We start from the raw sequence: 24,123 nt of genomic DNA, 5'->3' as shown, positions 1-24,123 counted from the left end.
GCGAAGTCCTTACTCCGTCGTGGAAGCGAAAGCGCCGGCGGTCGCGGCCAGGGCGGCGGTTCTCGCCGCGTGGGCGGGCAGGGCCGGGTCGGATGGCGTGCGGAGGAGCACCAGGTGGTGGTACAGCGGCGCGGTGGCGGCGATGAGGAGGCGCCGGGCGTCGATGCCTGGTGGTAGCTCACCGCGTCGGACGGCTCGGGTGACGACGATCTCGCAGCGGGCGTAGCGGTCCTCCCAGAGCCGCGGCGCGGTGCACGCCGGCGCGGGCGGCGACGGCCTCCATGGTGAGCCCGTCGTAGCCGTGCTCGCCGAGCTCCGCGAGGACCGCGTCGAGCACCTGCGCGCGGGTGCGGGCGGTCCGGCCGCCGGGACGGCGCCGGGGCGGCGGCACATGAACGGCGCCGACCACCGCATGGACGGGCCCTCGACCTTCCCCTTCCCGATCATGGGCGCCTCCTGGGCCGAGCATTTCGACCTCGTCACCGGCCTGCCCGGGCGGGGCGACACCGTGGTCGGCCACGACGTCTGGTTCGGCTACCGGGCCACGGTGGTGCCCGGCGTCCGCATCGGCCATGGAGCGATCATCGCGCGGCGCCCCGTGTGAAGTGAAACCGACCGCCCTGTCCATGCTCGGTCGCCTAGGGCGTCAGCACTGCTCCAGGGCGGTGTCCATGGCCCGGTCCCTTCCGCGGGCCAGCCTGATCCACTGGCCGGGGGCGGGCAGCTCGACTCCGTGGTCGGCCAGGCAGGCCAGGAATCGGTCCCCCTTGGTCACCGGGACGCTGACCACCTGCCCCGGATCCATGAGAGAGGCACATTTCTCGATTCCCCGTTTCATCCGCCGCTCGTCCCCGCCGGGCCGTTCGTCTTCGGGCAGCCGGACCCCGTGCGCGCGCAGGCAGGCGAAGAAATTGGATTCCAAGGTCGCCGAAGGAGTACTCGGCGCCGAAGGCGAAGGCGTACTCGGCGCCGAGGGAGTAACGGCCACGGGGGGAACCGAGGATTCGCCGTCGTCGCCGTCGCACCCTCCCAGGGAGATGAGCAGCACCATGATGCCTACGACCGGGAAAGCACCCCGCATACCCGTTCCTTCCTGGAAGAGCGACAGGCGCCGCCCATACGAGACATTAATCCGCCAGTAGACGGTGGCACAATTACGGCGCCGTCACGGTTGACGGACGCCTCGTCCGGGGCAGAGGGATGACCATGGACATCAACTGCGTGATCGTCGACTCGGCCGACCCCGATCGCTTGGCGGCCTTCTGGAGCGAACTCCTCGACCGTCCGGTCGTCTCCCGTATTGGGCCGTATGTCTGGCTGGAACGCAGGAACGGGCTGGGCGTGGGCTTCCAGCGCACCGACGGCTCCAAGACCGCGAAGAACCGGCTGCACCTGGATCTGGACTCGGACGATCCAGCGGCCGAGCAGGCCAGGGTCGAGCGGTTGGGCGGACGGCGGCTGGCCGAATACGACCCTGGAGGCTTCCTTGTCATGGCCGATCCCGAGGGGAACGAGTTCTGCATCATCCCGAAAGGATCGGTCGAACTCGACGACGAGGGCCGGGCGCACTACCTGCCGGCGGACGGGGAGGCGACCGTGTCCACATGAACCGCGTCGAAGGACCCGAAACCCCCCGTGGGCTGGGGGGATGGTCGCAGTGGGCTGAGGGGGACAGGGGTGCGCTGGTAGGATCTCGGCCGATGCGTGGGCGGTCGTGAGTGACGTAGCCAGGTGGCTGTGAGAGGCGCAGCCAGGTGGCCCGCCCCGGCGTGACGCCGCCGGTCCCGGATCGGCGCAGGATTCTGTCCGCCCGCAGGTCCCACAGTTAGGTTCCCGGTGTCGTTCTCCCCTTCGGCCGTTCGCCGCAACTGGCTGCTCTGCGCGGTGCTGCTCGCGGGCGTCGTGCTGCGCGTGCTCGCCATGGTGGGTTTCCGGGGCGTGCTGTGGTTCAACGACAGCTACGACTATGTCCGGATCGCGGACGACCCGTTCCCGCATCCGCTCAGGCCGTCCGGCTACGGGCTCTTCCTCTGGGCGCTGAAGCCGTTCCACAGCCTGGCGCTGGTGACGGCGTTGCAGCACGCGGCGGTGCTCGGGCTGGCGGTGCTCGGGTACCGGATGCTCGTCCGCGACTTCGACGTGCGGCGGACGTGGGCGGCGCTGGCCGTCACGCCGGTCCTGCTCGACTCCTACCAGCTCACGCTTGAGCACCTCCTGCTGTCCGACACCCTGTTCACCGTTCTGGTGTTCGGGGCGATGCTGCTGCTGGCGAAGCCGGGGGCCGCCGGGTGGCGGCGGGCCGCGCTGGTGGGCGCGCTGCTCGGCGTGGCGGCCGTCACGCGGACCGTGGGGGTGCCACTGTTCCTGATCGCCCTCCTCTACCTGCTGGTCAGGCGGACGCGGTGGCCGGTGTACGTGGCGCTCGCCGTGACGTTCGCGCTGCCCGTCGGGGCGTACGCGACGTGGTTCCAGCGGGAGCACGGCCGGTTCCAGATGACCGGTGTGGACGGCATCTTCCTGTGGGGACGGACCGCCGCGTTCGCCGACTGCGACGCGTTCGCCCCGCCCCCGGATCTGGCGAGCCTGTGCCCGTACGGCGCGAAGGGCGACCGGTCCGCCTCGTCCCACCAGATCTGGGAGGACAACTCGCCGACCGGCTGGTCCAACGGGAAGGCGTTCGACGCGGAGACGAACGCGCGGGCGCAGCGGTTCGCGCTGTGGGCGATCAAGAACCAGCCGCTCGACTACCTGCGCGTCGCCTCCTACGACTTCTTCGTCCGGACGTTCTCGTGGCACCGGTCGCGGTACCCGACCGTCGGGACCGAGGCCAGGTACCACTTCCCCACGCGCCCCACGGCGCGCAAGCCCGGGCTGCCCGTCTACGGCGGCGGTGACCGGCGGTCGGTCGTGTACGAGTACTCCCACGGAACGGGCCGCACGCACGTCGTCGAGCCGTACGCCGGAGTGCTGCGCGGCTACCAGAAGCATGTGAGCGTGCCGGGGACGGTGCTCGGCGCGATCCTGCTCGCGGGCGCGGCGGGGATCGTGTGGCGGCGGTCGCGCGCCCGGACGGCCCTGTTCTGGACGTCCGGTGTCGCCCTCCTGGCGATCCCCCCGATCACGGTCGACTTCGACTACCGCTACATGCTGCCCGCCCTGCCGTTCGCGTGTTTCGCCGCCGCGCTGGCATGGGGCCGCCGCCGTCCCGCCCCGGCCGCGCCGGAGCCCGAGCCGATCGAGGCGCCCCCCGAGGTCCAGCCCGCAGACGCCTGACCTCGGGGCCCGGACGTCGCGGCAGGAATGAGTACGAGAGCGGATGCCGGCGGGGCGCGGCGGTCGGGAGGATCGGGGGCATGCGCCGCTTTGTGATTCCGCTGGTCGTCCTGCTCGCCGCCGGGTGCGGGCAGCTGGGGAGCAGTCCCGAGGACGTGGCCGCCGACGCCGCGCGGAAGGCCGCCGAGCGGGCCGGGGACAGGATCTACGACGCCCGGGTGCGGCCCGCGCAGGACATGGCGCACCGCGCCGCGGACCTCGACGGCGTGGAGGTCATGCGGGTGACCGGCGCCTCGACCGCGGGAGACGGCGTGCGGCTCGTGCTCCGCACGTCCGGGACGGCCCCGGACGGCGGCTGGTTCCCGACCTCGACGGTCACCGTGCAGCGGTGCTTCGAGCTGCGGTTCTCCACCACCACCGAATGGCAGCACTACGGAACCCGCGATGTGGCGTGCCCGGCCAACGGCCCGCTGACGTTCAAACCGTGGCCGAAGACACCGCAGATCCCGTCCGAGCGGCTGCGGAAGGCGCTGCCCCGCGTCCCGGAAGGGGGCAGGGCGGACGAGGCGAAGGTCCGCGCGGCGGTCGCGTCGCTGCGGCTCGACCCGGCGGTCCGGCGCGAGTTCCGGACCGAGGGCGACGTGGTCGGCGTGGCCCTCGTCGCGAAGCCCTACGGGTCGGACCTGTTCGACTGCGTCCTGGCCCGCGTCGCGCCGGGCCGCAACAGCGTGTGGACGCCGCCCCGCATGCAGCGGATGGCCGGCGAGGGCGGCTGCGGAGCGGGCAACGCCGTCCACCCGATGCCGCCGCCCCACTGACCGGCGCGCGGGTCAGCGGATGAAGGGCCGCGGAGGAGGAGGCGGCGGCGGTGGAGGCGGGGGCGGCGGGGGCCCGGGGCGGTTCACCTCGATCTCGGCGCTCATCAGCGGGCGCTCCTTCGCCATCCGCATGCCGGGCACGCCCAGGAGGAGGCCCGGGACGGACAGCGCCGCGCACACGAACAGCCCCCTGAAGATGATCTTCTCCCCCTCCGCGGGGTCGCCGGCGTCCAGCGCGGACACCACGAAGCGGGTGAAGACCACCATCGCGGCGCCGACGATGAGGTACCCGACGATGATCAGAAGTCGGCCGATCCGGTCGCGGGCGCCGCGGCGGCGGGCGCCCCGCCACAGGTAGCGGCCGATCGTCAGCACGATGGTCCCGACGAGGGCGACGGTGACGCCGTTGACCGACGGTTCCAGCTCCCGGCCGGCGTCGCCCGGCCCGAAGGAACCGAGTTCGGAGCGCAGGTCGGGGCCGGCGCCGAGCAGCGCCTGGACCGCGTAGAGGAACCCGAGGACCATCGCCGCGACGCCGACGACGATCAGGATCAGGCCGAACAGTAAAAATAGGACGTTGGGGCGGTGGGCCGCCGGGCGGTAGGGCTGGGTCATGTGATGGTTCCCCCGGTGCGGTCGGGACTCCGGTGCGGCGGTGGCAGCGCGGCTCGGACCCCGGCCCCCGTGGCGCGGGCCCCGCCGGCGTGGTGCCGCCGCCGTCACGGTCGCCGAGTCCGTTTCCGGACGCCATAGCAACGTGTCACTGAGTGACCCGCCAGTGGCTTTCAGTCCGACCGGGTATGACCATGGAAGGCATGGAGGGCGAGGAGAACAGGGACGACCGCACGGTGACCGGGCGCGTCGTCGCCGTGCTCGACGCGGTCGCCGCTCGCGGCGAGCCGGTGGGGCTGGCCGACCTGACGCGCGAGGTCGGCATCCCCAAGCCCACCGTGCGCCGCATCGCCGCGGACCTGGTGGCGCGGCGGATGCTGGAGCGGGGTCCCGACGGGCGCTACCGGCTCGGGCCGCATCTGCTGGACCTCGGGAGCCGCGCGGCCCTCCAGCAGGGCCTGCTCACCGCCGCCACCCCGCACGTGCAGGACCTGTTCGCCCGCACCGGGGAGATCGCGTGGGTCTGCCGGATCAGCGACGGCTCGATCTCGTTCATGGCCATGGCCTTCGGCGCCAACCGGGCTCCCGACGTCCGGCGGGGTGAATGGCCGAACGATCCCCGCAGCCCCGCGCTGCAGGGGTCCGCGCTGGGACGCGTGCTGCTCGCCGAGCGGCCCGACCTGCTGGACGGCCTGCACGGCCGGCCGCCGGCGCCGCAGACCCCGCGCGGCACCACGTCCTGGCCGCGGTTCCTGGACGAGCTCAAGGAGGTGCGCGACACCGCGGTCGCGGTCGAGCACGAGCAGATCCATCTCGGCTTCAGCTGCGTCGCCACGGGGGTGCGCGACCCCGGCGGCGCGCTGATCGGCTGTCTCGGCGTGACCGGGCGCACCGGCAGGCTGTCCACCCGGAGCATGGCGCGGCTCCTGCGGGTCGCGGCGGAGGACATCACCCGCGGCGCCGAGACGCTGCTCGAACCGCCCCGGCCGCCGGAGGGGCGTCAGCCGTCCTGAAGGCCGAGACGGGCGGCGGCGACCTTCTTCGGGACGACCATCCGCCACGCGTCGATGACCAGTTCCTCCATCTCGGCCTCGTCGAGCGCGGCCGTCCACGCGTGGACCCAGTTGAAACGCATGTCGGACTCGCTCGGAAGGTGAAACTTGTCCAGCTCGGATTCGACGAGCGCGAGCCGCTCCTCCTTGGGGAACGCGAAGCCCATGACGGTCTCGTCCCGCGAGAAGGCGATATAGACGATGGAGCCGACCCGGAACTTCACCCGGTCCCTGATCAGGTGCTCGGACGTGCGGGGCAGCGTCATCGCCAGCGCCCGCACCTGCTCGACGGTGATCATCCTGTCCTCCTGTGGCCGCGGCGCTCGGGGCGCGGTCCTCCCAGCAAAGCACCCCACAAGGCATGATCTTGTTAGATTTGCCGGGTGAACGAACTGGTGCGCTGGCAGACCGAGAACGGGACCATCGTCGTGGAGACCGACGACCGGGAGCCGGGGTTCCAGTCGGTGTCCCGCACCGGCGACCTGATCCACGACGCGGCGGGCAAGTTCGAGGACGCGTTCCAGCACGTCCGCGAGGCGGCGCAGGCGGCGCTCGCGTCGCTGCGCGGAGGCGACCTGAACCCCGACGGGGTCGAGTTGGAGTTCGGCGTCAAGCTCAACGCGGCGGCCGGGGCCGTCATCGCGAAGACGACCGTCGAGGGCCACCTGAAGGTCAAGATGACGTGGGGGCAGCAGCCGCGCGCCGCGGAGGAGGCGTAGCCGCATCGTGGACGACTGGCAGTGGCGCGCCTGGGTCGGCCCCCCGTCCGGCGGCAAGCTGGGCGCGGCGTTCCTCGTCACCTCGACCCGGCTGCTGACCTGCGCCCACACCGTCCACGGCCTGGAGGAGGCCCGCGTCGGATTCCCCGGCCTGCTGGAGGACCTGCCCGCCGAGGTCGTGCGGCGCGGCGACTGGCGCCGGGCGGGCGACCCCGGCGACGTCGCCGTCCTCGAACTGCGCGAGCCCGTCGCGCTGACCCCGGCGACGCTGGCCGCCCCGGACGCCCTGCACGACACGGGCCTCGGCGGCCGGACGTTCGGGGTGTGCGGCTTCCCGCGCCGCCGCGACCAGAACGAGCGCCACGCGTCCGTGACCACGTTCCCGCATCGCGGGATGCGGCGCGAGTGGTGGGAGCTGAAGACCGGGCCGGGCGACTGGCTGGAGGAGGGCTACAGCGGGTCCGCCGTGTACGACCCCGTGTCGGGCGAGGTCATCGGCATGGTGACGAACGCCGAACTGCGGGACGGCGACCGGGCCGACCTCGGCTGGATGCTGCCCGTCTCGCACATCCGTACCTACTGGGAAGAGCTGGACGACCTGCTGCCGCTGCGGTGGCTCACCCCCGACGCCCGCCGCGAGCTGCGGGAACTCCTGGACGGCGTGCGCTACACCGACCCGCTCGCCGCCGACCTCGAAAGGATCACCGGTCGGCGGGCGCTCGGCGGCTTCCGGTCGGCGTGGGGCTCGGTGCGCTACGTGGCCGAGGGCTGGGCGGAGGACCGGCTCGTCCGGTACGTCGCGTCGCTCGGACCGCACCTGCCCGAGTCCGCCCGGCAGCGGCTCGCCGCGTGGTCCGCGCGGCACCTGCCCGGCGCCGCGCCCGCCGCGCCCCGCTCGGGCCCCGCGTCGGTGATCGTCCGGCTGGAGCGGGCCACCTTCGACAACGCCTTCGACGTGACCGTGCACACCTGGATCGACGGCGCCGAGGGGCCGGGACGGCCGACCGAGCGCGTGCCGGAGAAGCGGGTGCGGCCGGTGGTGGAGGCGGGGGTGGCCGCGCTCGCGCCCGCGCTGTTCGGCCGCGAATGGATGATCGAGTTCGCGGTGCCGGAGGGCTGGCTCGGCAAGCCGTTCGAGCAGTGGTACGTCGACCCGCGCAACAGGATCCCCATGCGGGTGTACCCGGTGGTGGTGCGGGACGTGGAGCGGCTCCAGCCCGGGTCGTTCCGCCGCGACCAGGCGCACCACCGCTGGCGGCTGCTGAACCAGCGCGGCCGCAGCGATCCGCGCCCGATCGCGTGCGACGCGCCGCGCAAGGGCAGCGACTTCCAGAACTGGCTGGAGGCGAACATCGACTTCTGCGTCCTCGTGTACGGGTCGCGCCCGGTGAAGGGCTGGCTGACGGCCGCGCTGAACAACGGCATCCCCGTCATGCTGTGGACGCGCACCCGGTGCGACGCGCCGACCCATGAGGACTGCCCGGGCCACCGCGTCCTCGACGAACTGACCACGGCGGTCGGCGAGAAGCATCCGGGCGACCTGCCGCAACTGGCCCTCGCGCTGCGCAAGGCCGCGCTCGTCGCCCCCAAGGGCATCCCGCACTGCGGGCGCGACCTGACACTGCTGTGGGACGATCCGTCCCGGCTTCCCGACCCCCCGCTCGCGATGGAGGTATAGGTGCCCGACTGGCTGCTCTACACCGGGAGCCGACGCACGCACGACGGCATCGACCGGCTGCCTCCGCCGCCGCCGTGGCGCGCGTTCGACGGAGCGCCCGTCCTGGAGCCCCCTCCCGGCGGGTCCGGGAACGAGCACCACGCGACGACGTACCGTCCGTCCGGTGATGCCGTGCAGCAGGTCAACGCCGCCCTGTACCTGCGCCGCCCGCTGCTGGTGACCGGGCCGCCCGGCACCGGAAAGTCGACGCTGGCCTACGCCGTCGCCCACGAACTGGGGCTCGGGCCCGTCCTGCACTGGCCCATCACCAGCCGGACCACCCTCCGCGACGGCCTCTACCAGTACGACCCCCTCACCCGCCTGTACGCGGCGGGACGGCAGGGCGAGGGCGGACGGCACGGCGCGCCGGACGAGGAGGACATCGGCCGCTTCATCCGCCTCGGCCCGCTGGGCACCGCGCTGCTCCCCTACCGGCGGCCCCGCGTCCTGCTGGTCGACGAGATCGACAAGAGCGACATCGACCTGCCCAACGACCTGCTCACCATCTTCGAGAAGGGCGAGTACGAGCTGCCCGAGCTGACCCGCCGGGCCGAGCCGGACGCCGAGGTCATGACCGCCGACGGGCCGGGCGCCCGGGTCACCGTCACCGCCGGGACCGTCCGCTGCCGCGCGTTCCCGCTGGTCGTGATGACCAGCAACGGCGAGCGCGAGTTCCCGCCCGCCTTCCTGCGGCGCTGCGTGACCGTGAAGCTGCGGCAGCCGGCGGACAAGGGCGAGCTGGCGGCGATCGTCCAGGAGCACCTCGGGTCGCTCGCCGCCGAGAGCGACGACCTCGTCCGCCGCTTCTTCCAGCGCTCGGCGTCGGGCACGCTGGCGACCGACCAGCTCCTCAACGCCGTCTACCTGTGCCGCCACGCCGACGCCGAGGACCGCCTCGCCCTGGCCGACCGCATCATGCCCTACCTGACCGGGCCCGGCGATGACGACGAGTAGCCGGGACCGGTAGCCGATGACGATCAACCGGCTCCGCGACGTCCTGTCGGCGATCGGGCCGCCGCCGGACGCCCGCGAACTGAGCGAGATGCTGTGGCTCGCCTGCCACATCTCCCCCACCGAGGAGCAAGGCCCTGCCGTCTCTCCGGCCACCCCGCCGGTCGCGGACGGGCCCGTGGACGCCCCCTCTCCGCCCAAGCCGCCCGAGCCCGCGCCGCCTCGCCCGTCCGAGCCGCTGACCGGGCTCCACCCGCGCCCCGCCGCCGAAGCGGAACCGGTGGGGCGGGCGTCGGAGGTGCTCGTCCCGACCGCGCCGATGCTGGCCGATCCGCTCGGCGTCCAGCGGGCGCTGCGCCCGTTGAAGCGGCGCGTCCCGTCCCGGCACCGCGTCGAACTGGACGAGGAGGCGACCGCCGCGCGCGTCGCCGACACCCGCCTGTGGACGCCCGTCCTCGTCCCGTCGCCCGAGCGCTGGCTCGGCCTCGACCTCGTCATCGACACCGGTCCCACCATGCGGCTCTGGCGCCCCCTCGCTCGCGAGCTGGCCGAGACCCTGCTCCGCCAGGGCGCGTTCCAGGACGTCCACCTCAGCCACCTCGACGGGACGGGCCGCGTCTCCTCCACCCCCGAGGCGCCGCCGCAGGACCCGAGGACGCTCCTGGACGCCTCCGGACGGCGCGCCGTGCTCGTCCTCAGCGACTGCTCGGGCCCGCACTGGTGGAACGGACGCGCCGTCCAGGCCGTGCGGCGCTGGGCGCAGGCCGGGCCGACCGCGATCGTCCAGCCGCTCGCCGAACGCCTCTGGCGCCGCACCGCCGCCCCGCCCTCCCCCGGCCTGGCGGCCCTTCCCCGTCCCGGCGCCCCGAACACCGGCCTGCGCTTCACCCCCTACGACGGCGCCGCCGGGGCGGGCGTCCCGGTCCCCGTCCTGGAGATCGCGCCCCGCTGGTTCGGCACGTGGGCCCGGCTGGTCTCCGGCGCCGACCCGCAGCCGGCCGCCGTCGCGATGCTGCCGGCCCGGCCGTCCGGCACGGCCCCGGTGCGGCGCGAGCAGGAACTGCCGATCGCCGAGCGCGTCCGCCGCTTCCTCGCCACCGCCTCACCGGACGCCGCCGAACTGGCGGCCCACGTCGCCGTCTCCGTCCCGTCCCTGCCGGTGATGCGCCTGATCCAGCACCGGATCCTCGGCGGCTCGGGCCCCGGCCGGCTCGCCGAGGTGCTGCTGAGCGGCCTGCTCCGCCCGGCCGGCGGGGTGCGCTACGAGTTCGTCCCCGGCGCCCGCGAGGCCCTCCTCGACACCCTCCCGCGCCCGGAGGCCCTGCACACCCGGCACGTCCTCGAAGCCGTCTCCGCCGAGATCGAGCGCCGCGCCGGAACGTCCGCCGAGACGTTCCGCGCCCTCCTGCCGGAGGACGGCGGCCCGGTCGTCCTCACCGCCGACACCGACCACTTCGCCCTCGTCACCCCGGAAGCCCGCTCCCACCTCACCCCCGGGCCGCCGCCACCCGAGGTGCCCCAGGCCCTGGACCTGCTGGACCTCTTCGACACCCCGGCCGAGGAGCTTCTCGACGAGTGGGGCGAGGCCCCCCGCGAGATACCCATCGGGGAGGACAGCGGCGGCCCGGTGACGCTGGACGTCCTCCGCACCAATCCGGAACTCCCGCACGGCTTGATCATCGCCCCGCCGCACGACCGCGCCGAGCTGGTGCGGACGACCCTGTTCAGCCTGGCCCTCACCCACTCCCCGGACATCGTCAACCTCGTCTTCGTGGGCTTCCACGGAAGCGGGGGCTTCACCGGTCTGGCCGGCCTTCCTCACGTCGCCTACTACGCCTTCGCCCATACCCACGATTCCCCGCTGATCAGCATGCAGGTGCCCGCACTCGAAGACGAGAGGATCCGCCGCACCCGGGCACTGGAGAACGCCGGATTCTCCACGTGGGACGAGTACCAGACGGCGATCGCCGAGGGCGCCGACCATGCGCCCCTCCCCGCCCTGGTCGTCGTCATCGACGACACCGGCCCGTTGCTGGATGCGCGCCCGGACCTGATCGAGCCGCTCGCCTGGCTCTGTGAGACGGGAGCACCGCTGGGGATGAGGTTCGTCTTCTGCACATCGAAAGACGCGCCCCTGCCGAGCCCCCTCCGCGACCACCTCGGCTGGAACATCGGGGTCCCCGGCGAAGGAGTCGCCTTCCTCCACGTCTTCGCGGACCGGACCCACCCAGCGTTCCAGCCCGCGCACATCTACAGCGACGCCGCCCACCGGCTCATAGAGAAGATGGATCGCCAAGGACGACGCGCCCGCGAACTCCCCTGGCCGGAGGAACCACGGCCGGCGCAACTGGAACTGGACCTGGGGGAACCGGAGCCGTCGTCCGATGGGGACGTCTTCCTGCCCGAAGTGCCCGCTGATGCCGTTCCCCCTGGGATGCTTTCCCGCGAGTTCGACGTGCTGAGCCTCAACGGCGGCGGATCGGACGGGATTCTGCGGGAGACATGGGCGATGTCCGCCGACACGCCCCGCAGCCCGGCGATCGGCTACCGGCCGAGCGGCCATCTCCTCAGCCTCTATCCGCTCGACCGTTCGTCGGGCATCCCGCACGGCCTGATCGTCGGCAGTCCCGCGGCCCGCCAGAGGATCGTCCGCGCCATCACCCTCGCCCTCGCCTCAGGACACTCTCCGGCGGACCTGCAGTTCGTCTTCGCAGGGCTGGGTGAGCATCCGCTCGGCGAGCCCATCGACCTACCGCACGTCCGCTACTCCGAGGAAGAGCTGCTGGGCTCTCCGAACAGACTCCGGCGGTTCTTCGACTTCCTGTCCGGCGAACTCGAAGCGCGGTCCGCGCCACCGCCGCAGAACGTGCCGCGGGACTCGATTCGCGCCACCGACCCGTGGTCGGTGGACGAACTGTACGAGCGGTTCCGCCAGGACCCTCATTCGGTCGACCGGGTCTGGTGGAACTTCTTCGAGGACTACCAGCCGGGCGAGCGGCCCGCCGTCCCGCCGCCCGAGGCGCCGCCCGAAGCACGGCCGCGCCTGGTGGTGGTCGCCGACGTGTCGCTCACGTTCCCGCTCAGCAGGCCCGAGATCGGTGAGACACTCCTCTCGCTGGCGCAACGCGGCAGAGCGCTCGACGTCCAGCTGCTGCTCACCTCGTCCACCGTCGAGAACACCACGATCTGGGGCCGCTTCCTGCCCCTCCTCGGCTGGCGCATCGCCGCGAACCGCCTGCCGCCCGACCAGCTCCAGTACGTCCTCGGGCAGGCGAGCCTGGAGTTCCCGGCCGACGAGCCGACGGCCTACCTCCTCGCCGGCGGCGGCGCCCCGCAGCGCTTCACCCTGGCGCCGGAGCCTCCCCGGGACGTCATCGACGACTTCGTCCGCCGAACGCGCGAAGTGCCGCGGGGTTCTTCGACGGGCACCGCGCCGGAGGGCATCGGCCTGGAGGAGATCGACCGCCTGCTCGCCGGCCTGGACGAGGAACTCGAGAACGGCCGAAGGAGCGGAGGCGAACCCGTCGACGCCACCACGGTGAAGTCGGCGCTGCGGGAGATCCTCTCGGCCGTTACCGAGTCCACGCGTTCCGGCGATCCCCGCCCGATCCGACACCTGATATTCCCCGGCCCGTTCAGGCCGGAGATGAACCTGACAGCGAGCCTGTACGGAGAGGTGCTGGCCGACCTCGGGCTGCTGCCGCGCGGGGACTCCAGCCTTCTCACGGTTTCCTACACCCGGCCACACCCTGACGCTGACCCGGCCGCCGATGTCACGCGTCTCCTCCGGTCGGTGCGGAGCACCGTGTTCCTCGTCTGGGACGCGCCGGATCAGGATCCCGAGACCGGCTACCTGAGTCCGGACATGATCCACAGCCTGATCTCAATGATGCGGCAAGAGCGTGACGGCCCCCTGGTCGCCCTTTGTGGCGAGCCGGAGCGGTTCGAGGAGTATCTCCAGACCATCCCCGAGTTCGCCGAACGCTTCCGGTGGGTCCACGCCTTCGACGCGCGGGCCGCGTCAGAACGCGCGTCCACGGCGCGTGCTCAGCCCCCGGCCTCCTCACCGCCGTCCGCGTCGGCCACGGGGAGTCGGAGCGTGCGGCTCGGGAGGGATCCGGAGACGGGCGAACCGGTGCTCCTGGACTTCGGCGCCGACCGTCACCTGCTCATCAGCGGTCCGAGCGACACCGGGAAGTCGCCCCTGGTGCACAGGATGGCCGAGGATCTCGCGTCGATCGGCACCGAGGACGAGCGGCTCGTCTACGTCCTGGACACGTACATGAGCCCGAGCGACTTGGCGGACGCGGAGGCGCGGGGGCGGGCGGGCGTGCGGTACACCGCGTCGCTGGATAAGTTCGGCGTCTGGGTGAGCGAGGCCGTGGGCACCGCCAAGACTCCCTTGACCGGCAGGGGTCCCCAGGTCTACATGCTCGTGGCGCACCGTCCGCGCCCGGGCGGGAAAGACCCGATCGCGACGGCCCTCCGAGACCTGAGCGGGATGGGCGAGCACCGCGTCCACTTCGTCCTGGCGCGGCATGACGTCAGCCCCGAGGAGCCGCTCGACCCCGTGGTCGCCCTCCTCCGGGAACTCGGCTCTCCCGTCCTGCTGACCAGTTTCACCGGCGGCCACGAGGCGAGGCTCTGGGACGTGCCCTCCTCGCTGCGGGGAGCCATGCGGATGGGCGACGGGCTCCTGGCGCATCCCGGGCGGCAGCGCCTCCTCCGGCTCGACAACCCCGTACGATGATATTGGATCGAGCTGTCCATAACGTGTTACGGTGGCGTTATGGCGCGGCCGAGGAAGTTCGATGAGGGGCGGGCCGTGGAGTCGGCCATGCGGGCCTTCTGGGCGGCCGGGTACGAGGCGACGTCGACGCAGGAGCTGTGCGCGGCGACCGGGCTCGGGCGCAGCAGCATCTACAACACGTTCGCCAGCAAGCGCGACCTGTTCGTCAAGGCCCTGACCCACTACATGGAGGTGCGCACCACCCGGCTCGTCGAGCATCTGCGGGACGGCGAGGGGACGGTGCGCGAGCGCCTCCGGACCGTCCTGGACTGGGCCGCCCTCCCGGACGACGACGACCCGTCCGGATGCCTGGTGGTGAACGCGACGGTGGAGCTCGGCCCGCACGATCCCGACATCGCCGGGCGGCTCGAACGGGACCGGCGGCTGCGGTTCGCCACCCTGAAGGCGGCGATCGAGGAGGGCATGCGCACCGGCGAGATCGACGCCGCCAAGGACGCGGGCGCGCTCGCGCACTTCATGATCTCCACCATCAGCGGCATCCAGGTGGCGGCGCGCGGCGGCGCCGACCGCGCAACCCTGAAGTCGATCGCGGACACCGCGATGCTCTCCCTCTGACCCGGGCGGCCGGTGCGCCGCCCTTTTTCACGCCCTTGTTTTGTACTGATCTATCCAATACAGGAGGACACCGATGCCACTGGCCGTCTACGTGCTGGGGCTGGCGATCTTCGCGCAGGGGACCTCAGAGCTCATGCTCGCGGGCCTGCTGCCCGGCATGGCGCACGACCTCGGCGTGTCCGTGCCGGCCGCCGGGCTGCTGATCTCGGCGTTCGCGATCGGGATGCTGGCGGGTGCGCCGGTGCTCGCCCTCCTGACGCTGCGCTGGCCGCGCCGCCGGGCGATGCTGGCGTTCCTCGCGGTGTTCGCGCTGACGCACGCGGTCAGCGCGCTCACGCCCGGCTACTGGACGCTGTTCGCGATGCGGCTCGTCGGCGCGTTCGTCTACGCGGGGTTCTGGGCGGTGGCGGCGGCGACCGCCGTGGACCTCGTGCCGCGGGACGCGCGCGGGAAGGCGATGGGCGTCGTCGCCGGCGGCCTCACGGTCGCGGCGATCGTGGGACTGCCCGCCGGGACGGTGGTCGGGCAGCATCTCGGCTGGCGGGCGGCGTTCTGGGCGGTCGCGGCGATGTCGGCGGCCGCGATGGCGGGGGTGGCCGCGACGATCCCCGCCGCGCGGGCGGACGCCGCACCGCCGCGGGTGCGGGACGAGGTGCGCGCGATGGCCGTGCCCCGCCTCTGGCTGCTGTACGGGACGACGGCCCTGGCCACGAGCGGGCTCCTCGCCACCTTCGGCTACCTCGGCGCGTTCCTGACGGAGACGACGGGGATCGCGGAGGCGTGGGTGCCGGGCGTGCTCGCGCTCTACGGCGTCGGCGCGCTCATCGGGATCACGGTCGGCGGGCGGACGGCCGACAGGTGGGGCGTCCAGACGCTGTACGCGGGGTTCGCCGGGCTGACCGTCGTGTCCGTGCTGCTCGCCCTCGCGGCGCGGTCGCCCCTGCCCGTGGTGTTCCTGGTGTTCCTCCTGGGCTTCGTCGGGTTCGGGACGAACCCGACGCTCAACTCCCGGGCGTTCGGGCTGGTGGACGGGGCGTCGACGCTGGTCGCGGCGGGGAACGTCATCGCGTTCAACATCGGCATCACGGCGGGCCCCTGGCTCGGCGGGCTCGCGATCGACGCGGGGAAGGGCTACACGTCCACGGCCTGGATCGGGGCGGCGCTGGGCACAGCGGCGATCGGCTCCGTGGCGCTCGGCTCGTTGATCAACGCGGTGGGCGGCGCACGGGCCCTCGGGCGGAAGCCCCCAGCGGAAGCCGAACCGGCCGAGGCGCGGGTCGGCGCGTGAGAAGTGGGGCGGTGCGAACGCTCCCGCCCCGCCCCCTCCCGCACCGCGGTCAGGAGCAGGCGGCCGCGTGGAAGGCCCACAGGGCGCGGCGGCCCGGGTGCTCGGCGAGCGTGAAGACGCGGTGGCGGCCCCGGTAGCAGGACAGGTCCTCCGGGCCCGGGGAGATCGTCCGGGCCCGGACCGGGGCCCAGCCCCCGTCGGTGTAGCGGGTCGAGAAGAGCCGGCCCGGCTTCTCGCCGTGGCTCTGGGTGAACCACCACTGCCCGTGCGCCCTGACCGCGCCCTGGACGCGGTCGACCGGAAGGCTCGCGCCGCCCTCGGGGCGCACGGTCCCCCTGCCGGCCAGCGCCCGCAGCGGCCAGGTCACCACCCGTCCCTGCGCCCAGGCGGGACGGCAGTACTCGCCGGCGATGAGGACGTGCGGCGAGGTGGTGCGGTCGATCGCGGCCCACGACATGCGCAGCGGGCCAGACCCCCTGCAGGTGGCGCCGACCTTGCCTCGGGCGAACTCCCAGCTGCCCGTCTGCGCCATCACGTACCGGAACCCGTGGGCGTAGTACTTGCCGCCGTACAGCCCGATCCGGTCGGCATGGTCGGTCGACCCCGCGCCGTTCCCGGCCAGGTCGAAGATCTGCCGCATGTCGAACACGCGCAGCCCGTGCCGGGTGTCGGCGACGTACAGGTTGTCGCCGTACCAGGCGATGCCGCCCGCGTGGATGCCGACGTCGGTGTAGGTGGGCCGCCCTTCCTCCATCACGGGCTCGACGAGCAGGGCGTGCCGGTACGCGCGCCGTTCGGGGTCCACGAACGTGACCCTGACCCGGCCGCCGTTGTGCCAGGACACCAGGATCGGCCTGACGCCGCCCGCCCACCGCTCGCCCGCCGTCGCGTCAGAGACGGACGTGACGCCCTGCGGGACCCAACTGCGCGTGTTGCTGTCCGCCTTGTCGAAGCAGTAGACGAGGGATCCGGCCGGGACCCCGGCCGCCTCGCCGCAGCCGCTTCCCAGCCTGTCGTGGCCGGACGAGCGGAGCAGCGCGCTGACGCCGGCCCTGCGGAGCCTGCCGCCGAGCGCCCGGACCGGCCCGCTCAGGTCGTCGCCGGAACGCAGGTCGAAGTCGCGCGGATTCATGGGGGCGGCCAGGGCCCTGGCGTCCGCCGCGTGCCCGACGCCCGGAGCGGCGGCCGGAGCGCCGGCCGCGAGGACGCCCGCCCCGAGGACCGCCACTCCGGGCCATCGGACTGCTGTCACAAAGCGTCGCGAGATCATCACATTCGGTCGCCTACCCTGTCGATCGCGGCGGACGACCCATAGATGATCTAGGGAAGGGCAAGTCTGGTTACGCTGTCCGTTACTCCGGCCGCTTCATCCCGGACATCCCGGACATCCCGGACGGGACGGCCTCCACCTCGGGAGACCGTCCCGTCCGGGTTCGGGTCAGTGCAGGGCGCACGTCCCCGAGTCGGACTTCGACGGGTCGCTCTCCGAGGTCCCCGTCAGCCGGAGCAGCGCGTGGCGGTCGGCGCCCGGCTCGGGCTTCGCCCAGACCTCCACCTTCGTGCGGCCCTGCGCCGGGGCGGTGGCGAGCGCGTTCGGCAGCGCCGTCGTCCAGCCGTCACCGGACACGGCGGCCTTCAGGCGGAACACGTCGGAGCCGTGGCGCCCGTCGCCGCCCCGGCCCGTGTTGGTGAGGGTCATCGTGCACTTCGTCCAGCCCGCGGCGGTCCGCTGACCGGGGCCGGAGTCGACCCGCACGCCGCGCCGCTGCGGCCCGGCGCCGTCCAGCGAACTGACCGCGACCGTGTAGGACAGGACGCCCCTGCGGTCGCGCCTGAGGTTCAGGACGTAGAAGTGCAGCCGGTTCGCCTGGTCGACGTACTCGTACTCGCTGCCCGAGTCCGTCCCCGCGTGGTAGAGCGCGTCGGAGAGCTGCCGGTAGTCGCCGATCGTCATCTTCTTCGGCGTGCCGTCCGGCAGGACGAAGTCCACCTTGTCGATGTCCTGCGGGTTGGCGTCCTCGACCCAGATGAAGGGGGCGCGGTCCTGGTCCTTCGTCTTCGCCAGCAGGACGCCGGAGTCGGGCGTGAAGGAGTCCGTGCCCATCCGGTCGACGACTTCGAGGGTGTAGTTGTCGTAACCGCCGCCGTCGCACAGCGGGTCGGTCCCGGTGTCGCACTTCGGGCTCTTGTCGCCGCCCGCGCCGAGCTTGACGTTGATGCCGGTGAGGCCGCCCTTGCCCGGGTCGACCGTCCGAGCGGTCACATTGGCCACGACCATGCCGGACGCGGCGAGCTCGTCCCGGCCGAGCTGGAGCACGTTGTCGGAGTTCACCATGCCGAGCTTCAGCTTGTTGCGGAGCATGTGCTGCGCGCCCATGGACCCGCCGCCCGTCGCGGGGATCGTCCACCGGCTGTGCGGGCCGCCCGGCCCGTTGAACGTGCCGCGGCTGAGCATGTCCCACGGGCCGCTGTAGGAGCGGCGCGGCGGCTCGCCGTAGGGGTTGTTGTAGTTGTCGCCGATGCCGAGGATGTGGCTGAACTCGTGCGCGTACACCGACATGCCGGAGCTCTCGGCCTGCGTCGAGGAGACGCCCGGGATGGCGTTCGGCCAGATCGTCGAGCCGGCCTGCCAGGACGTCCAGGGGATGTAACGGGTCTTCACCCAGTTCGGCAGGCTCGGGTCGCCCGGCCCCCACTCGTTCGGCACCTGCTCCTTGGTGCCGAACTTCATCTCGCCGAACTCCTGCCACGTGGACGACTCGTCCTGCCCGGCGCTGAGGAAGAAGACGAAGTCGAACTTGTTCGCCGCCTCCTCGCCGATGTCGGCGACCCACGCGTCCCGCGCGTCCTTGCGCAGGTCGCGTCCGCAGGTGTCGCCGGTCGGACATCCCGTCCCGCCCTGCATGCCGTCCACGCCGTACTCGTGGTCCTTGGCGGGCATCTTGTAGGCGCCGAAGCCGGTGAGGTTCACCCCGAACCGGCCGCCGGAGTCCTCCATCCAGTACTCGTGGAGGGTGTGGCCGTGGTTCAGATCCTGCGGCTTGTTGAGGAAGTCCTGGTAGAACTTCGCGACCTGCTCGCGCGGGACGTCGCCGACCTTCACCGGGTTGCCGAACACCGACGAGTTCTTCGGCTGGGTGACCTCGAACGGCTGGTTCGGGTAGTCGGTGAGGACGATCGCGACGTTGAAGTTCTTCACCGACCCCTTGCGGGCCGGGTCCGACCACGACGTGCCGGGGATCGAGGTGTAGTCGTCCCAGGTCATCGTGTCGGGAAGCTCGTAGTTCTGGGGGTCGATCGGGCGCGGGGCGCCCGCCGCGAACGTCCGGGCGGACGGCTCGGCCCGCTGCCATGGCTGCGTCTGCGGCCAGTGCCGCATCTGCCAGGGGTTCGCGGTCGGTTTCGGGATCGAGGGTCCCGGCTGCGCGGCGGCCGGCACGGCCGCGAGTCCCACGACGAGCCCCATCGCCGCCACGGGCACCAGCAGTGTCTTCTTGGCGCGCATGTCTCCCCTACCTCGGGTGGGTTGCGGAGAGACGGTAAGGACGGACGCCCGCGCCGGGCTAGGGCCGACTTGCACGATCTTGCGCCGAAACCCTGGCAGCTCACGCCATGCCGCCAGGTCGCATGAGGGGTTCGGGCTTCTCGGAGCGCGGGTCGGGGCCTCTCGGGGCGCGGGCCGGGACTCCTCAGAACGGGAGTTCGCGCTCCGCGACGACGATGCCGTCCTCGTCGCTGTAGAGCCAGTCGCCCGGACGGAACTCGACGCCGCCGAACGTCACCGGGACCTCCGTCTCGCCCGCGCCGTCCTTGGCGCTCTTGCGCGGGTTCGATCCGAGGGCCTTCGCGCCGAGGTCCAGCTCGCGCAGCGCCGCCACGTCCCGCACCGCGCCGTTGATCACGACCCCGGCCCAGCCGTTCGCCACCGCCGCCGCGGCGATCATGTCCCCCATCAGCGCGGACGCCAGCGAGCCCGCGCCGTCCACGACCAGGACCCGGCCCTCGCCCGGGGTGTTGAGCAGCCTCTTCACCAGGCCGTTGTCGCGGTGGCAGCGCACGGTCGCGACCGGGCCGGCGAACGCCCGCCGCCTGCCGTACTGCCGGAACTGCGTCTCGCAGCTGCGCAGCTCTTCCCCGAAGTCGTCGATGAGGTCAGCGGTCGCGAAGTCCATGGCGGCAGCCTACTGGCTGGTAACAGCCTCCGGCCGCGACGGCCCGGCGGTGACGGCGGTGACGGCTCAGGCGGCGCCGGCTCAGGCGGCGCCGGCTCAGGCCGAAGGCGCGTCGGTCGGGCGGCCGATCAGCCGGGACAGCACGATCGACGTCTTGGTGGCGGTGATGTTGTCCTCCCGGCGCAGCCGTTCGAGGGCCTGCTCCAGGTGCTGGATGTCGCGGGCCCGCACGTGCACGAGCGCGCTGGCGTCGCCGCTGATCGTGTACGCCGCGACGACCTCCGGATGGCCGCGGACGCTGGAGTAGATCTCCTCCGGGGACGTCGCCCCGGTGCAGAAGATCTCGATGAACGCCTCGGTCGTCCAGCCGAGCGCGGCCGGGTCGACCACCGCGGCGAAGCCGTTGATCACTCCGTCCGCGCGGAGCCGGTCGACGCGGCGCTTCACCGCGGGCGCCGACAGCCCGACCCTGTCGCCGATCTGCGCGTACGAGGCCCGCCCGTCCTCCAGCAACCGCGCAACGATTCGCCGGTCCAGCTCGTCAAGACGCAACAAATAACACCCCCTAAGTCGGTTTTCGTCATTGGTCGGAATTCATTTCCGAACATACGCTGGGTACGGACCGGCGGCCACCTGATCCGCCCGGCCTCCTCCCCCTCGGCACCGGCATCGTGCCCGGTGTCCCAGCCATGCCCCGGCCCGACCGGCCGGGCCGAGCCGCGAAGGAGCGTCGTGACGCCGACCGACCAGCTGCGAGCGATGTCCGAGGACCACAGCGCGCACAACTACCACCCCCTTCCCATCGTGGTCTCCGAGGCCGACGGCGTCTGGCTGACCGACGTCGAGGGCCGCCGCTACCTCGACATGCTCGCCGCCTACTCGGCCGTCAACTTCGGGCACCGCAACCCGCGGCTGACCGAGGCCGCGCGGCGGCAGCTCGACCGCGTCACGCTGGTGAGCCGCGCGTTCGACCACGACCAGTTCGGCCCGTTCGCCGCCGAGCTCGCCGAGCTGTGCGGCAAGGACATGGTCCTGCCGATGAACAGCGGCGCCGAGGCCGTCGAGACCGCGCTGAAGACGGCCCGCAAGTGGGGCTACGAGGTCAAGGGCGTCCCGGCCGGGCAGGCGAACATCATCGCCTTCGAGGGCAACTTCCACGGCCGCACGACCACGATCATCAGCTTCTCGACCGACCCCGACGCCCACGACTCCTACGGCCCCTACACGCCGGGCTTCCGGACCGTGCCGTACGGGGACGTCGAGGCGCTCAAGGCCGCGATGGACGGCGACACGGTCGGCGTGCTGATCGAGCCGATCCAGGGCGAGGCCGGCGTGAACGTCCCGCCGAGCGGGTTCCTGCGCGCGGTGCGCGAGCTGTGCACGGCGAACGGCACGCTGATGATCGCCGACGAGATCCAGTCGGGCCTCGGCCGCACCGGCGCCACGTTCGCGGTCGAGCACGAGGACGTCGTGCCCGACGTCTACATCCTCGGCAAGGCCCTCGGCGGCGGCATCATGCCGGTGTCGGCGGTCGTCGCCGACCGGGACGTCCTCGGCGTGTTCAAGCCGGGCCAGCACGGCTCGACGTTCGGCGGCAACCCGCTCGCCTGCGCGATCGGCCGCGAGGTCATCGCGATGCTGAGGACCGGCGAGTACCAGGAGCGCTCGCGGACGCTGGGCGCCCACATGCACGACCGGCTCGGGCGGCTGCCCGGCGACCTCGTCCGCGAGGTGCGGGGCCGCGGCCTGTGGGCGGGCGTGGAGCTGAACGGCAGGGCCCGCCCGGTCAGCGAGCGGCTGATGGAGCTCGGCGTCCTGGCCAAGGAGACCCACGAGACCACACTGCGCCTCGCCCCGCCGCTGGTCATCGAGCGCGACGAGCTCGACTGGGCCCTCGACCAGCTGGAGATCGCCCTCAAGGGCTGACCGAACGGCCGGCGCGCGGCCGGCGACAGGTCTGGAACGCCGCCGGTCAACGGCGCCCGGCGGCGTTCCTTGCTCACTTCCGGCGACTTTTCGTCAACGCAAACCCGGGTCTCCGCCAAGGCTCGGGCAGCGCCCGCCCGGCGCGACCGCCTCCGCCGCGTTCCGCGGCGAGGGTGGGGGGATGCTGCGGAACAGGAGTCGACGCCGGGTGATCATGGGGTGCGGGGGGCTGGCGGCGGGCCTCCTGCTGCTGCTCGCGGGCGGCCTGTACTTCCTGCAGCGCTTCTACGACGGCGAGATCAAGCGGGTCTCGGGCGCGCTGCCGACCGCCGGGGGCCGCCCGTCCCCGTCCGGGCGCGGCGAGAACTGGCTGCTGATCGGGTCCGACCGGCGCGCGGACATCCCCTCGATGGGCGCCCGCGCCGACACGATCATGCTGGTGCACCTGTCCGGGCGCGGCGACCGGGTGTCGCTGATCTCGATCCCCCGGGACGCCTGGGTGCCCGTCCCCGGGCACGGCCTCACCAAGATCAACGCGGCGTTCGCCCACGGCGGGCCCTCGCTGCTGATCCGGACGGTGGAGCAGCTCACCCGGGTCCGCGTCGACCACTACGCCGCGCTGGACTTCGGCGGGTTCGTGAAGATGACCGACGCCCTCGGCGGCGTGGACGTCACCGTCACCAAGACGACCCACGACCCCATGCACGACCGGACCTGGCAGGCGGGGCGGCACCACCTGAACGGCGCCGAGGCGCTCGACTTCGTCCGGCAGCGGTGGAACCTGCCCGCCGGCGACCTCGACCGGATCAAGCGGCAGCAGGCGTTCCTGCACGCGCTCGCCGCCAGGGCCCTGGACACCCGCAACCCGATCAGGATCGACCGGTTCGTGCGGGCCGCGACCCGCTCGGTGACCGTGGACGACTCCGTCACCTCCGGCACGCTGCGCGGGCTGGCGCACCGGCTGCTGAAGACCTCGCTCGTGGAGTATCTGACGGCCCCGGTCGCGCAGATGGCCGAGCGGGACCGGCAGAGTGTCGTACTGCTGGACGAGGATGGCGTCGGCAAGCTGTTCACCGCCGTCCGGGAGGACCGGGTCGGCGACTACGTGTCCCGCAACGGCGTCGCCAACACCGTGGACGCCGTGCGCTGACCTGGCCGGATATGCCGGATTCAAAAGGAAGATGACGAAAGTCGTCTGACTGGATTAGTCTATGTGGACTAATCGAGATCGACCATAAGGCTGCCGGCATGTCACGACCCCTCACGCCGCTCGCGCTCACCGTGCTGCGCATGCTGTGCGACGGGCCCATGCACCCGTACGAGATGCAGCAGCGCATCCGCGACCACGCCTACGACCAGGCCGTCAAGATCACGCACGGGTCGCTCTACCACTCGGTGGAGCGGCTCGCGGCGGCCGGGCTGATCGAGCCGCTGGAGACCAGCCGGGAGGGCCGCCGCCCCGAGCGCACCGTCTACGCGGTGACCAGCGCGGGGCGGGACGCCGCGCAGTTCCGGCTGGCCGAGCTGCTCGTCCGTCCGGCCGAGGAGTTCCCGCTCTTCGGCACCGCGCTGGCGTTCATCAACCTGCTGCCCGAGGGCGAGGTCGCCCGGCTCCTGGGCAAGCGGACCGTCCTCCTGGAGGCGGCGCTGGCGGGGCACCAGGCCGCGCACGAGTCGCTCCTCAAGCGGGGCATCGAGCGCTACAAGCTGATCGACCAGGAATGGCAGATCGCGCGCGTGCGCTGCGAGCTCGACTACGTGCGCGGGCTCGTCGACGACCTGGAGACCGGACGGCTCACCTTCGACGACACCGAGCCGCGGGCCATCTGCCACCCGCGGCCCCGACCACGACGCGCCGACGAACCAAGGCGCACCGACGAAATGGGGGCCTGATGAAGAGATGGAGCGGCAATCCCTGGGCGATCCTGCTCACGCTCTCCCTCGGATTCTTCATGACACTGCTCGACCTGACGATCGTGAACATCGCGATCCCGAGCATGATCGACAAGCTCGACGCCTCGCTGGACCAGGTGCTGTGGGTGGTCAACGCCTACATCCTGGTGCTGGCGGTGCTGCTCATCACCGCCGGCCGCCTCGGCGACCTGTGGGGCAAGAAGAACCTGTTCATCGCCGGCGTCGCGCTGTTCACGCTGTCCAGCCTGGCGTGCGGGATCTCCCAGGACCCGGCGCAGCTGATCGCGGCCCGCGCCGTGCAGGGGCTCGGCGCCGC

Annotated in this window: 24 protein-coding genes; 15 read left to right on the top strand and 9 right to left on the bottom strand. The window is 72.5% G+C overall.

What is annotated here, in order from left to right; translation table 11 throughout:
- Window positions 1-9: 9 nt before the first annotated feature.
- A complete protein-coding gene (locus tag ABWI07_RS12455) occupies window positions 10-210 on the bottom strand; it encodes a TetR-like C-terminal domain-containing protein (protein WP_353818755.1) in 201 nt (66 codons plus the stop codon).
- Window positions 179-469 (bottom strand): TetR/AcrR family transcriptional regulator, encoded by a 291-nt coding sequence (locus tag ABWI07_RS12450; RefSeq protein ID WP_353818588.1) that lies wholly within the window; start codon window positions 467-469, stop codon window positions 179-181. Before ABWI07_RS12450 ends, ABWI07_RS12455 begins: the two co-directional genes overlap by 32 nt.
- Here ABWI07_RS12450 and ABWI07_RS12445 point away from each other — a divergent pair.
- The gene (locus tag ABWI07_RS12445; RefSeq protein WP_353818587.1) at window positions 446-604 is read left to right on the top strand and encodes an LbetaH domain-containing protein; all 159 of its coding nucleotides are present in this window, start codon (window positions 446-448) and stop codon (window positions 602-604) included. The genes ABWI07_RS12450 and ABWI07_RS12445 overlap by 24 nt on opposite strands.
- A gap of 42 nt (window positions 605-646) precedes the next feature.
- Here ABWI07_RS12445 and ABWI07_RS12440 read toward each other — a convergent pair whose 3' ends face one another.
- On the bottom strand, window positions 647-805 hold the full coding sequence (locus ABWI07_RS12440) for a hypothetical protein (RefSeq protein ID WP_353818586.1): 159 nt from the start codon (window positions 803-805) through the stop codon (window positions 647-649).
- A 401-nt stretch (window positions 806-1,206) separates the two neighbouring features.
- Here ABWI07_RS12440 and ABWI07_RS12435 point away from each other — a divergent pair, with 401 nt between their 5' ends.
- The 3 genes from ABWI07_RS12435 to ABWI07_RS12425 all read left to right on the top strand — a co-directional run bounded on the left by ABWI07_RS12435 (window position 1,207) and on the right by ABWI07_RS12425 (window position 4,091).
- Window positions 1,207-1,608 (top strand): VOC family protein, encoded by a 402-nt coding sequence (locus ABWI07_RS12435; protein WP_353818585.1) that lies wholly within the window; start codon window positions 1,207-1,209, stop codon window positions 1,606-1,608.
- Window positions 1,609-1,836: 228 nt separating this feature from the next.
- Complete coding sequence (locus tag ABWI07_RS12430; protein WP_149260816.1) at window positions 1,837-3,273, top strand: hypothetical protein; 1,437 nt, start codon at window positions 1,837-1,839, stop codon at window positions 3,271-3,273.
- Window positions 3,274-3,353: 80 nt separating this feature from the next.
- Complete coding sequence (locus ABWI07_RS12425; RefSeq protein WP_149260817.1) at window positions 3,354-4,091, top strand: translation initiation factor IF-2; 738 nt, start codon at window positions 3,354-3,356, stop codon at window positions 4,089-4,091.
- A gap of 12 nt (window positions 4,092-4,103) precedes the next feature.
- Here ABWI07_RS12425 and ABWI07_RS12420 read toward each other — a convergent pair whose 3' ends face one another.
- A complete protein-coding gene (locus ABWI07_RS12420) occupies window positions 4,104-4,706 on the bottom strand; it encodes a hypothetical protein (protein WP_149260818.1) in 603 nt (200 codons plus the stop codon).
- A gap of 185 nt (window positions 4,707-4,891) precedes the next feature.
- Between ABWI07_RS12420 and ABWI07_RS12415 the strand changes: the two genes are divergently transcribed.
- Complete coding sequence (locus ABWI07_RS12415; protein WP_353818584.1) at window positions 4,892-5,716, top strand: IclR family transcriptional regulator; 825 nt, start codon at window positions 4,892-4,894, stop codon at window positions 5,714-5,716.
- Here ABWI07_RS12415 and ABWI07_RS12410 read toward each other — a convergent pair.
- Window positions 5,704-6,054 (bottom strand): MmcQ/YjbR family DNA-binding protein, encoded by a 351-nt coding sequence (locus ABWI07_RS12410; RefSeq protein WP_353818583.1) that lies wholly within the window; start codon window positions 6,052-6,054, stop codon window positions 5,704-5,706. The two genes, ABWI07_RS12415 and ABWI07_RS12410, sit on opposite strands and share 13 nt — an antisense overlap.
- A gap of 84 nt (window positions 6,055-6,138) precedes the next feature.
- Between ABWI07_RS12410 and ABWI07_RS12405 the strand changes: the two genes are divergently transcribed.
- From ABWI07_RS12405 to ABWI07_RS12380, 6 genes are all read left to right on the top strand, one after another.
- Complete coding sequence (locus tag ABWI07_RS12405; protein WP_149260821.1) at window positions 6,139-6,474, top strand: CU044_2847 family protein; 336 nt, start codon at window positions 6,139-6,141, stop codon at window positions 6,472-6,474.
- Window positions 6,475-6,481: 7 nt separating this feature from the next.
- Window positions 6,482-8,152: a VMAP-C domain-containing protein gene (locus tag ABWI07_RS12400; RefSeq protein ID WP_149260822.1), complete on the top strand. Its 1,671-nt coding sequence runs from the start codon at window positions 6,482-6,484 to the stop codon at window positions 8,150-8,152.
- Entirely contained in the window at window positions 8,153-9,145 is a 993-nt protein-coding gene (locus ABWI07_RS12395) for an AAA family ATPase (RefSeq protein ID WP_353818582.1), read from the top strand. It begins immediately after the preceding gene.
- Window positions 9,146-9,161: 16 nt separating this feature from the next.
- Complete coding sequence (locus ABWI07_RS12390; RefSeq protein ID WP_353818581.1) at window positions 9,162-13,892, top strand: SAV_2336 N-terminal domain-related protein; 4,731 nt, start codon at window positions 9,162-9,164, stop codon at window positions 13,890-13,892.
- Window positions 13,893-13,931: 39 nt separating this feature from the next.
- On the top strand, window positions 13,932-14,507 hold the full coding sequence (locus ABWI07_RS12385) for a TetR/AcrR family transcriptional regulator (protein WP_149260824.1): 576 nt from the start codon (window positions 13,932-13,934) through the stop codon (window positions 14,505-14,507).
- Between the two features lie 73 nt (window positions 14,508-14,580).
- Complete coding sequence (locus ABWI07_RS12380) at window positions 14,581-15,795, top strand: Cmx/CmrA family chloramphenicol efflux MFS transporter (RefSeq protein WP_353818580.1); 1,215 nt, start codon at window positions 14,581-14,583, stop codon at window positions 15,793-15,795.
- A gap of 49 nt (window positions 15,796-15,844) precedes the next feature.
- Here ABWI07_RS12380 and ABWI07_RS12375 read toward each other — a convergent pair whose 3' ends face one another.
- From ABWI07_RS12375 to ABWI07_RS12360, 4 genes are all read right to left on the bottom strand, one after another.
- A complete protein-coding gene (locus tag ABWI07_RS12375; RefSeq protein ID WP_353818579.1) occupies window positions 15,845-17,023 on the bottom strand; it encodes a hypothetical protein in 1,179 nt (392 codons plus the stop codon).
- A 210-nt stretch (window positions 17,024-17,233) separates the two neighbouring features.
- Window positions 17,234-19,300: a M6 family metalloprotease domain-containing protein gene (locus ABWI07_RS12370; RefSeq protein ID WP_235036974.1), complete on the bottom strand. Its 2,067-nt coding sequence runs from the start codon at window positions 19,298-19,300 to the stop codon at window positions 17,234-17,236.
- Window positions 19,301-19,484: 184 nt separating this feature from the next.
- On the bottom strand, window positions 19,485-19,967 hold the full coding sequence (gene rraA, locus ABWI07_RS12365) for a ribonuclease E activity regulator RraA (RefSeq protein ID WP_353818578.1): 483 nt from the start codon (window positions 19,965-19,967) through the stop codon (window positions 19,485-19,487).
- A 96-nt stretch (window positions 19,968-20,063) separates the two neighbouring features.
- Window positions 20,064-20,519 carry an Lrp/AsnC family transcriptional regulator gene (locus ABWI07_RS12360; protein ID WP_149260828.1) on the bottom strand — a complete coding sequence of 152 codons (456 nt, stop codon included), beginning with the start codon at window positions 20,517-20,519 and terminating at the stop codon, window positions 20,064-20,066.
- Between the two features lie 207 nt (window positions 20,520-20,726).
- On the opposite strand from ABWI07_RS12360, the gene rocD reads away from it, so the two are divergent.
- From rocD to ABWI07_RS12340, 4 genes are all read left to right on the top strand, one after another.
- Entirely contained in the window at window positions 20,727-21,893 is a 1,167-nt protein-coding gene (gene rocD / locus ABWI07_RS12355; RefSeq protein WP_200842053.1) for an ornithine--oxo-acid transaminase, read from the top strand.
- Between the two features lie 181 nt (window positions 21,894-22,074).
- Entirely contained in the window at window positions 22,075-23,043 is a 969-nt protein-coding gene (locus ABWI07_RS12350) for an LCP family protein (protein ID WP_353818577.1), read from the top strand.
- 98 nt (window positions 23,044-23,141) lie between these two features.
- The gene (locus tag ABWI07_RS12345; RefSeq protein WP_149260831.1) at window positions 23,142-23,786 is read left to right on the top strand and encodes a PadR family transcriptional regulator; all 645 of its coding nucleotides are present in this window, start codon (window positions 23,142-23,144) and stop codon (window positions 23,784-23,786) included.
- The coding region (locus ABWI07_RS12340) for an MFS transporter (protein ID WP_353818575.1) at window positions 23,786-24,123 on the top strand (338 nt) is incomplete at its 3' end. The genes ABWI07_RS12345 and ABWI07_RS12340, both read left to right, overlap by 1 nt.

Origin of the sequence: Actinomadura sp. NPDC000600 (genome assembly GCF_040492135.1) — a bacterium.
Lineage (GTDB): Bacteria > Actinomycetota > Actinomycetes > Streptosporangiales > Streptosporangiaceae > Spirillospora.
This window is presented reverse-complemented; position numbering and strand designations above follow the sequence as displayed.

Bases quoted from the DNA above. Each gene is read 5' to 3' on its own strand.
- ABWI07_RS12445 (WP_353818587.1), top strand. From the start codon at position 446: ATGGGCGCCTCCTGGGCCGAGCATTTCGACCTCGTCACCGGCCTGCCC.
- ABWI07_RS12450 (WP_353818588.1), bottom strand. From the start codon at position 469: ATGCTCGGCCCAGGAGGCGCCCATGATCGGGAAGGGGAAGGTCGAGGG.
- ABWI07_RS12440 (WP_353818586.1), bottom strand. From the start codon at position 805: ATGGATCCGGGGCAGGTGGTCAGCGTCCCGGTGACCAAGGGGGACCGA.
- ABWI07_RS12435 (WP_353818585.1), top strand. From the start codon at position 1,207: ATGGACATCAACTGCGTGATCGTCGACTCGGCCGACCCCGATCGCTTG.
- ABWI07_RS12425 (WP_149260817.1), top strand. From the start codon at position 3,354: ATGCGCCGCTTTGTGATTCCGCTGGTCGTCCTGCTCGCCGCCGGGTGC.
- ABWI07_RS12420 (WP_149260818.1), bottom strand. From the start codon at position 4,706: ATGACCCAGCCCTACCGCCCGGCGGCCCACCGCCCCAACGTCCTATTT.
- ABWI07_RS12415 (WP_353818584.1), top strand. From the start codon at position 4,892: ATGACCATGGAAGGCATGGAGGGCGAGGAGAACAGGGACGACCGCACG.
- ABWI07_RS12410 (WP_353818583.1), bottom strand. From the start codon at position 6,054: ATGATCACCGTCGAGCAGGTGCGGGCGCTGGCGATGACGCTGCCCCGC.
- ABWI07_RS12390 (WP_353818581.1), top strand. From the start codon at position 9,162: ATGACGATCAACCGGCTCCGCGACGTCCTGTCGGCGATCGGGCCGCCG.
- ABWI07_RS12385 (WP_149260824.1), top strand. From the start codon at position 13,932: ATGGCGCGGCCGAGGAAGTTCGATGAGGGGCGGGCCGTGGAGTCGGCC.
- ABWI07_RS12380 (WP_353818580.1), top strand. From the start codon at position 14,581: ATGCCACTGGCCGTCTACGTGCTGGGGCTGGCGATCTTCGCGCAGGGG.
- ABWI07_RS12370 (WP_235036974.1), bottom strand. From the start codon at position 19,300: ATGCGCGCCAAGAAGACACTGCTGGTGCCCGTGGCGGCGATGGGGCTC.
- rraA (WP_353818578.1), bottom strand. From the start codon at position 19,967: ATGGACTTCGCGACCGCTGACCTCATCGACGACTTCGGGGAAGAGCTG.
- rocD (WP_200842053.1), top strand. From the start codon at position 20,727: ATGTCCGAGGACCACAGCGCGCACAACTACCACCCCCTTCCCATCGTG.
- ABWI07_RS12350 (WP_353818577.1), top strand. From the start codon at position 22,075: ATGCTGCGGAACAGGAGTCGACGCCGGGTGATCATGGGGTGCGGGGGG.
- ABWI07_RS12345 (WP_149260831.1), top strand. From the start codon at position 23,142: ATGTCACGACCCCTCACGCCGCTCGCGCTCACCGTGCTGCGCATGCTG.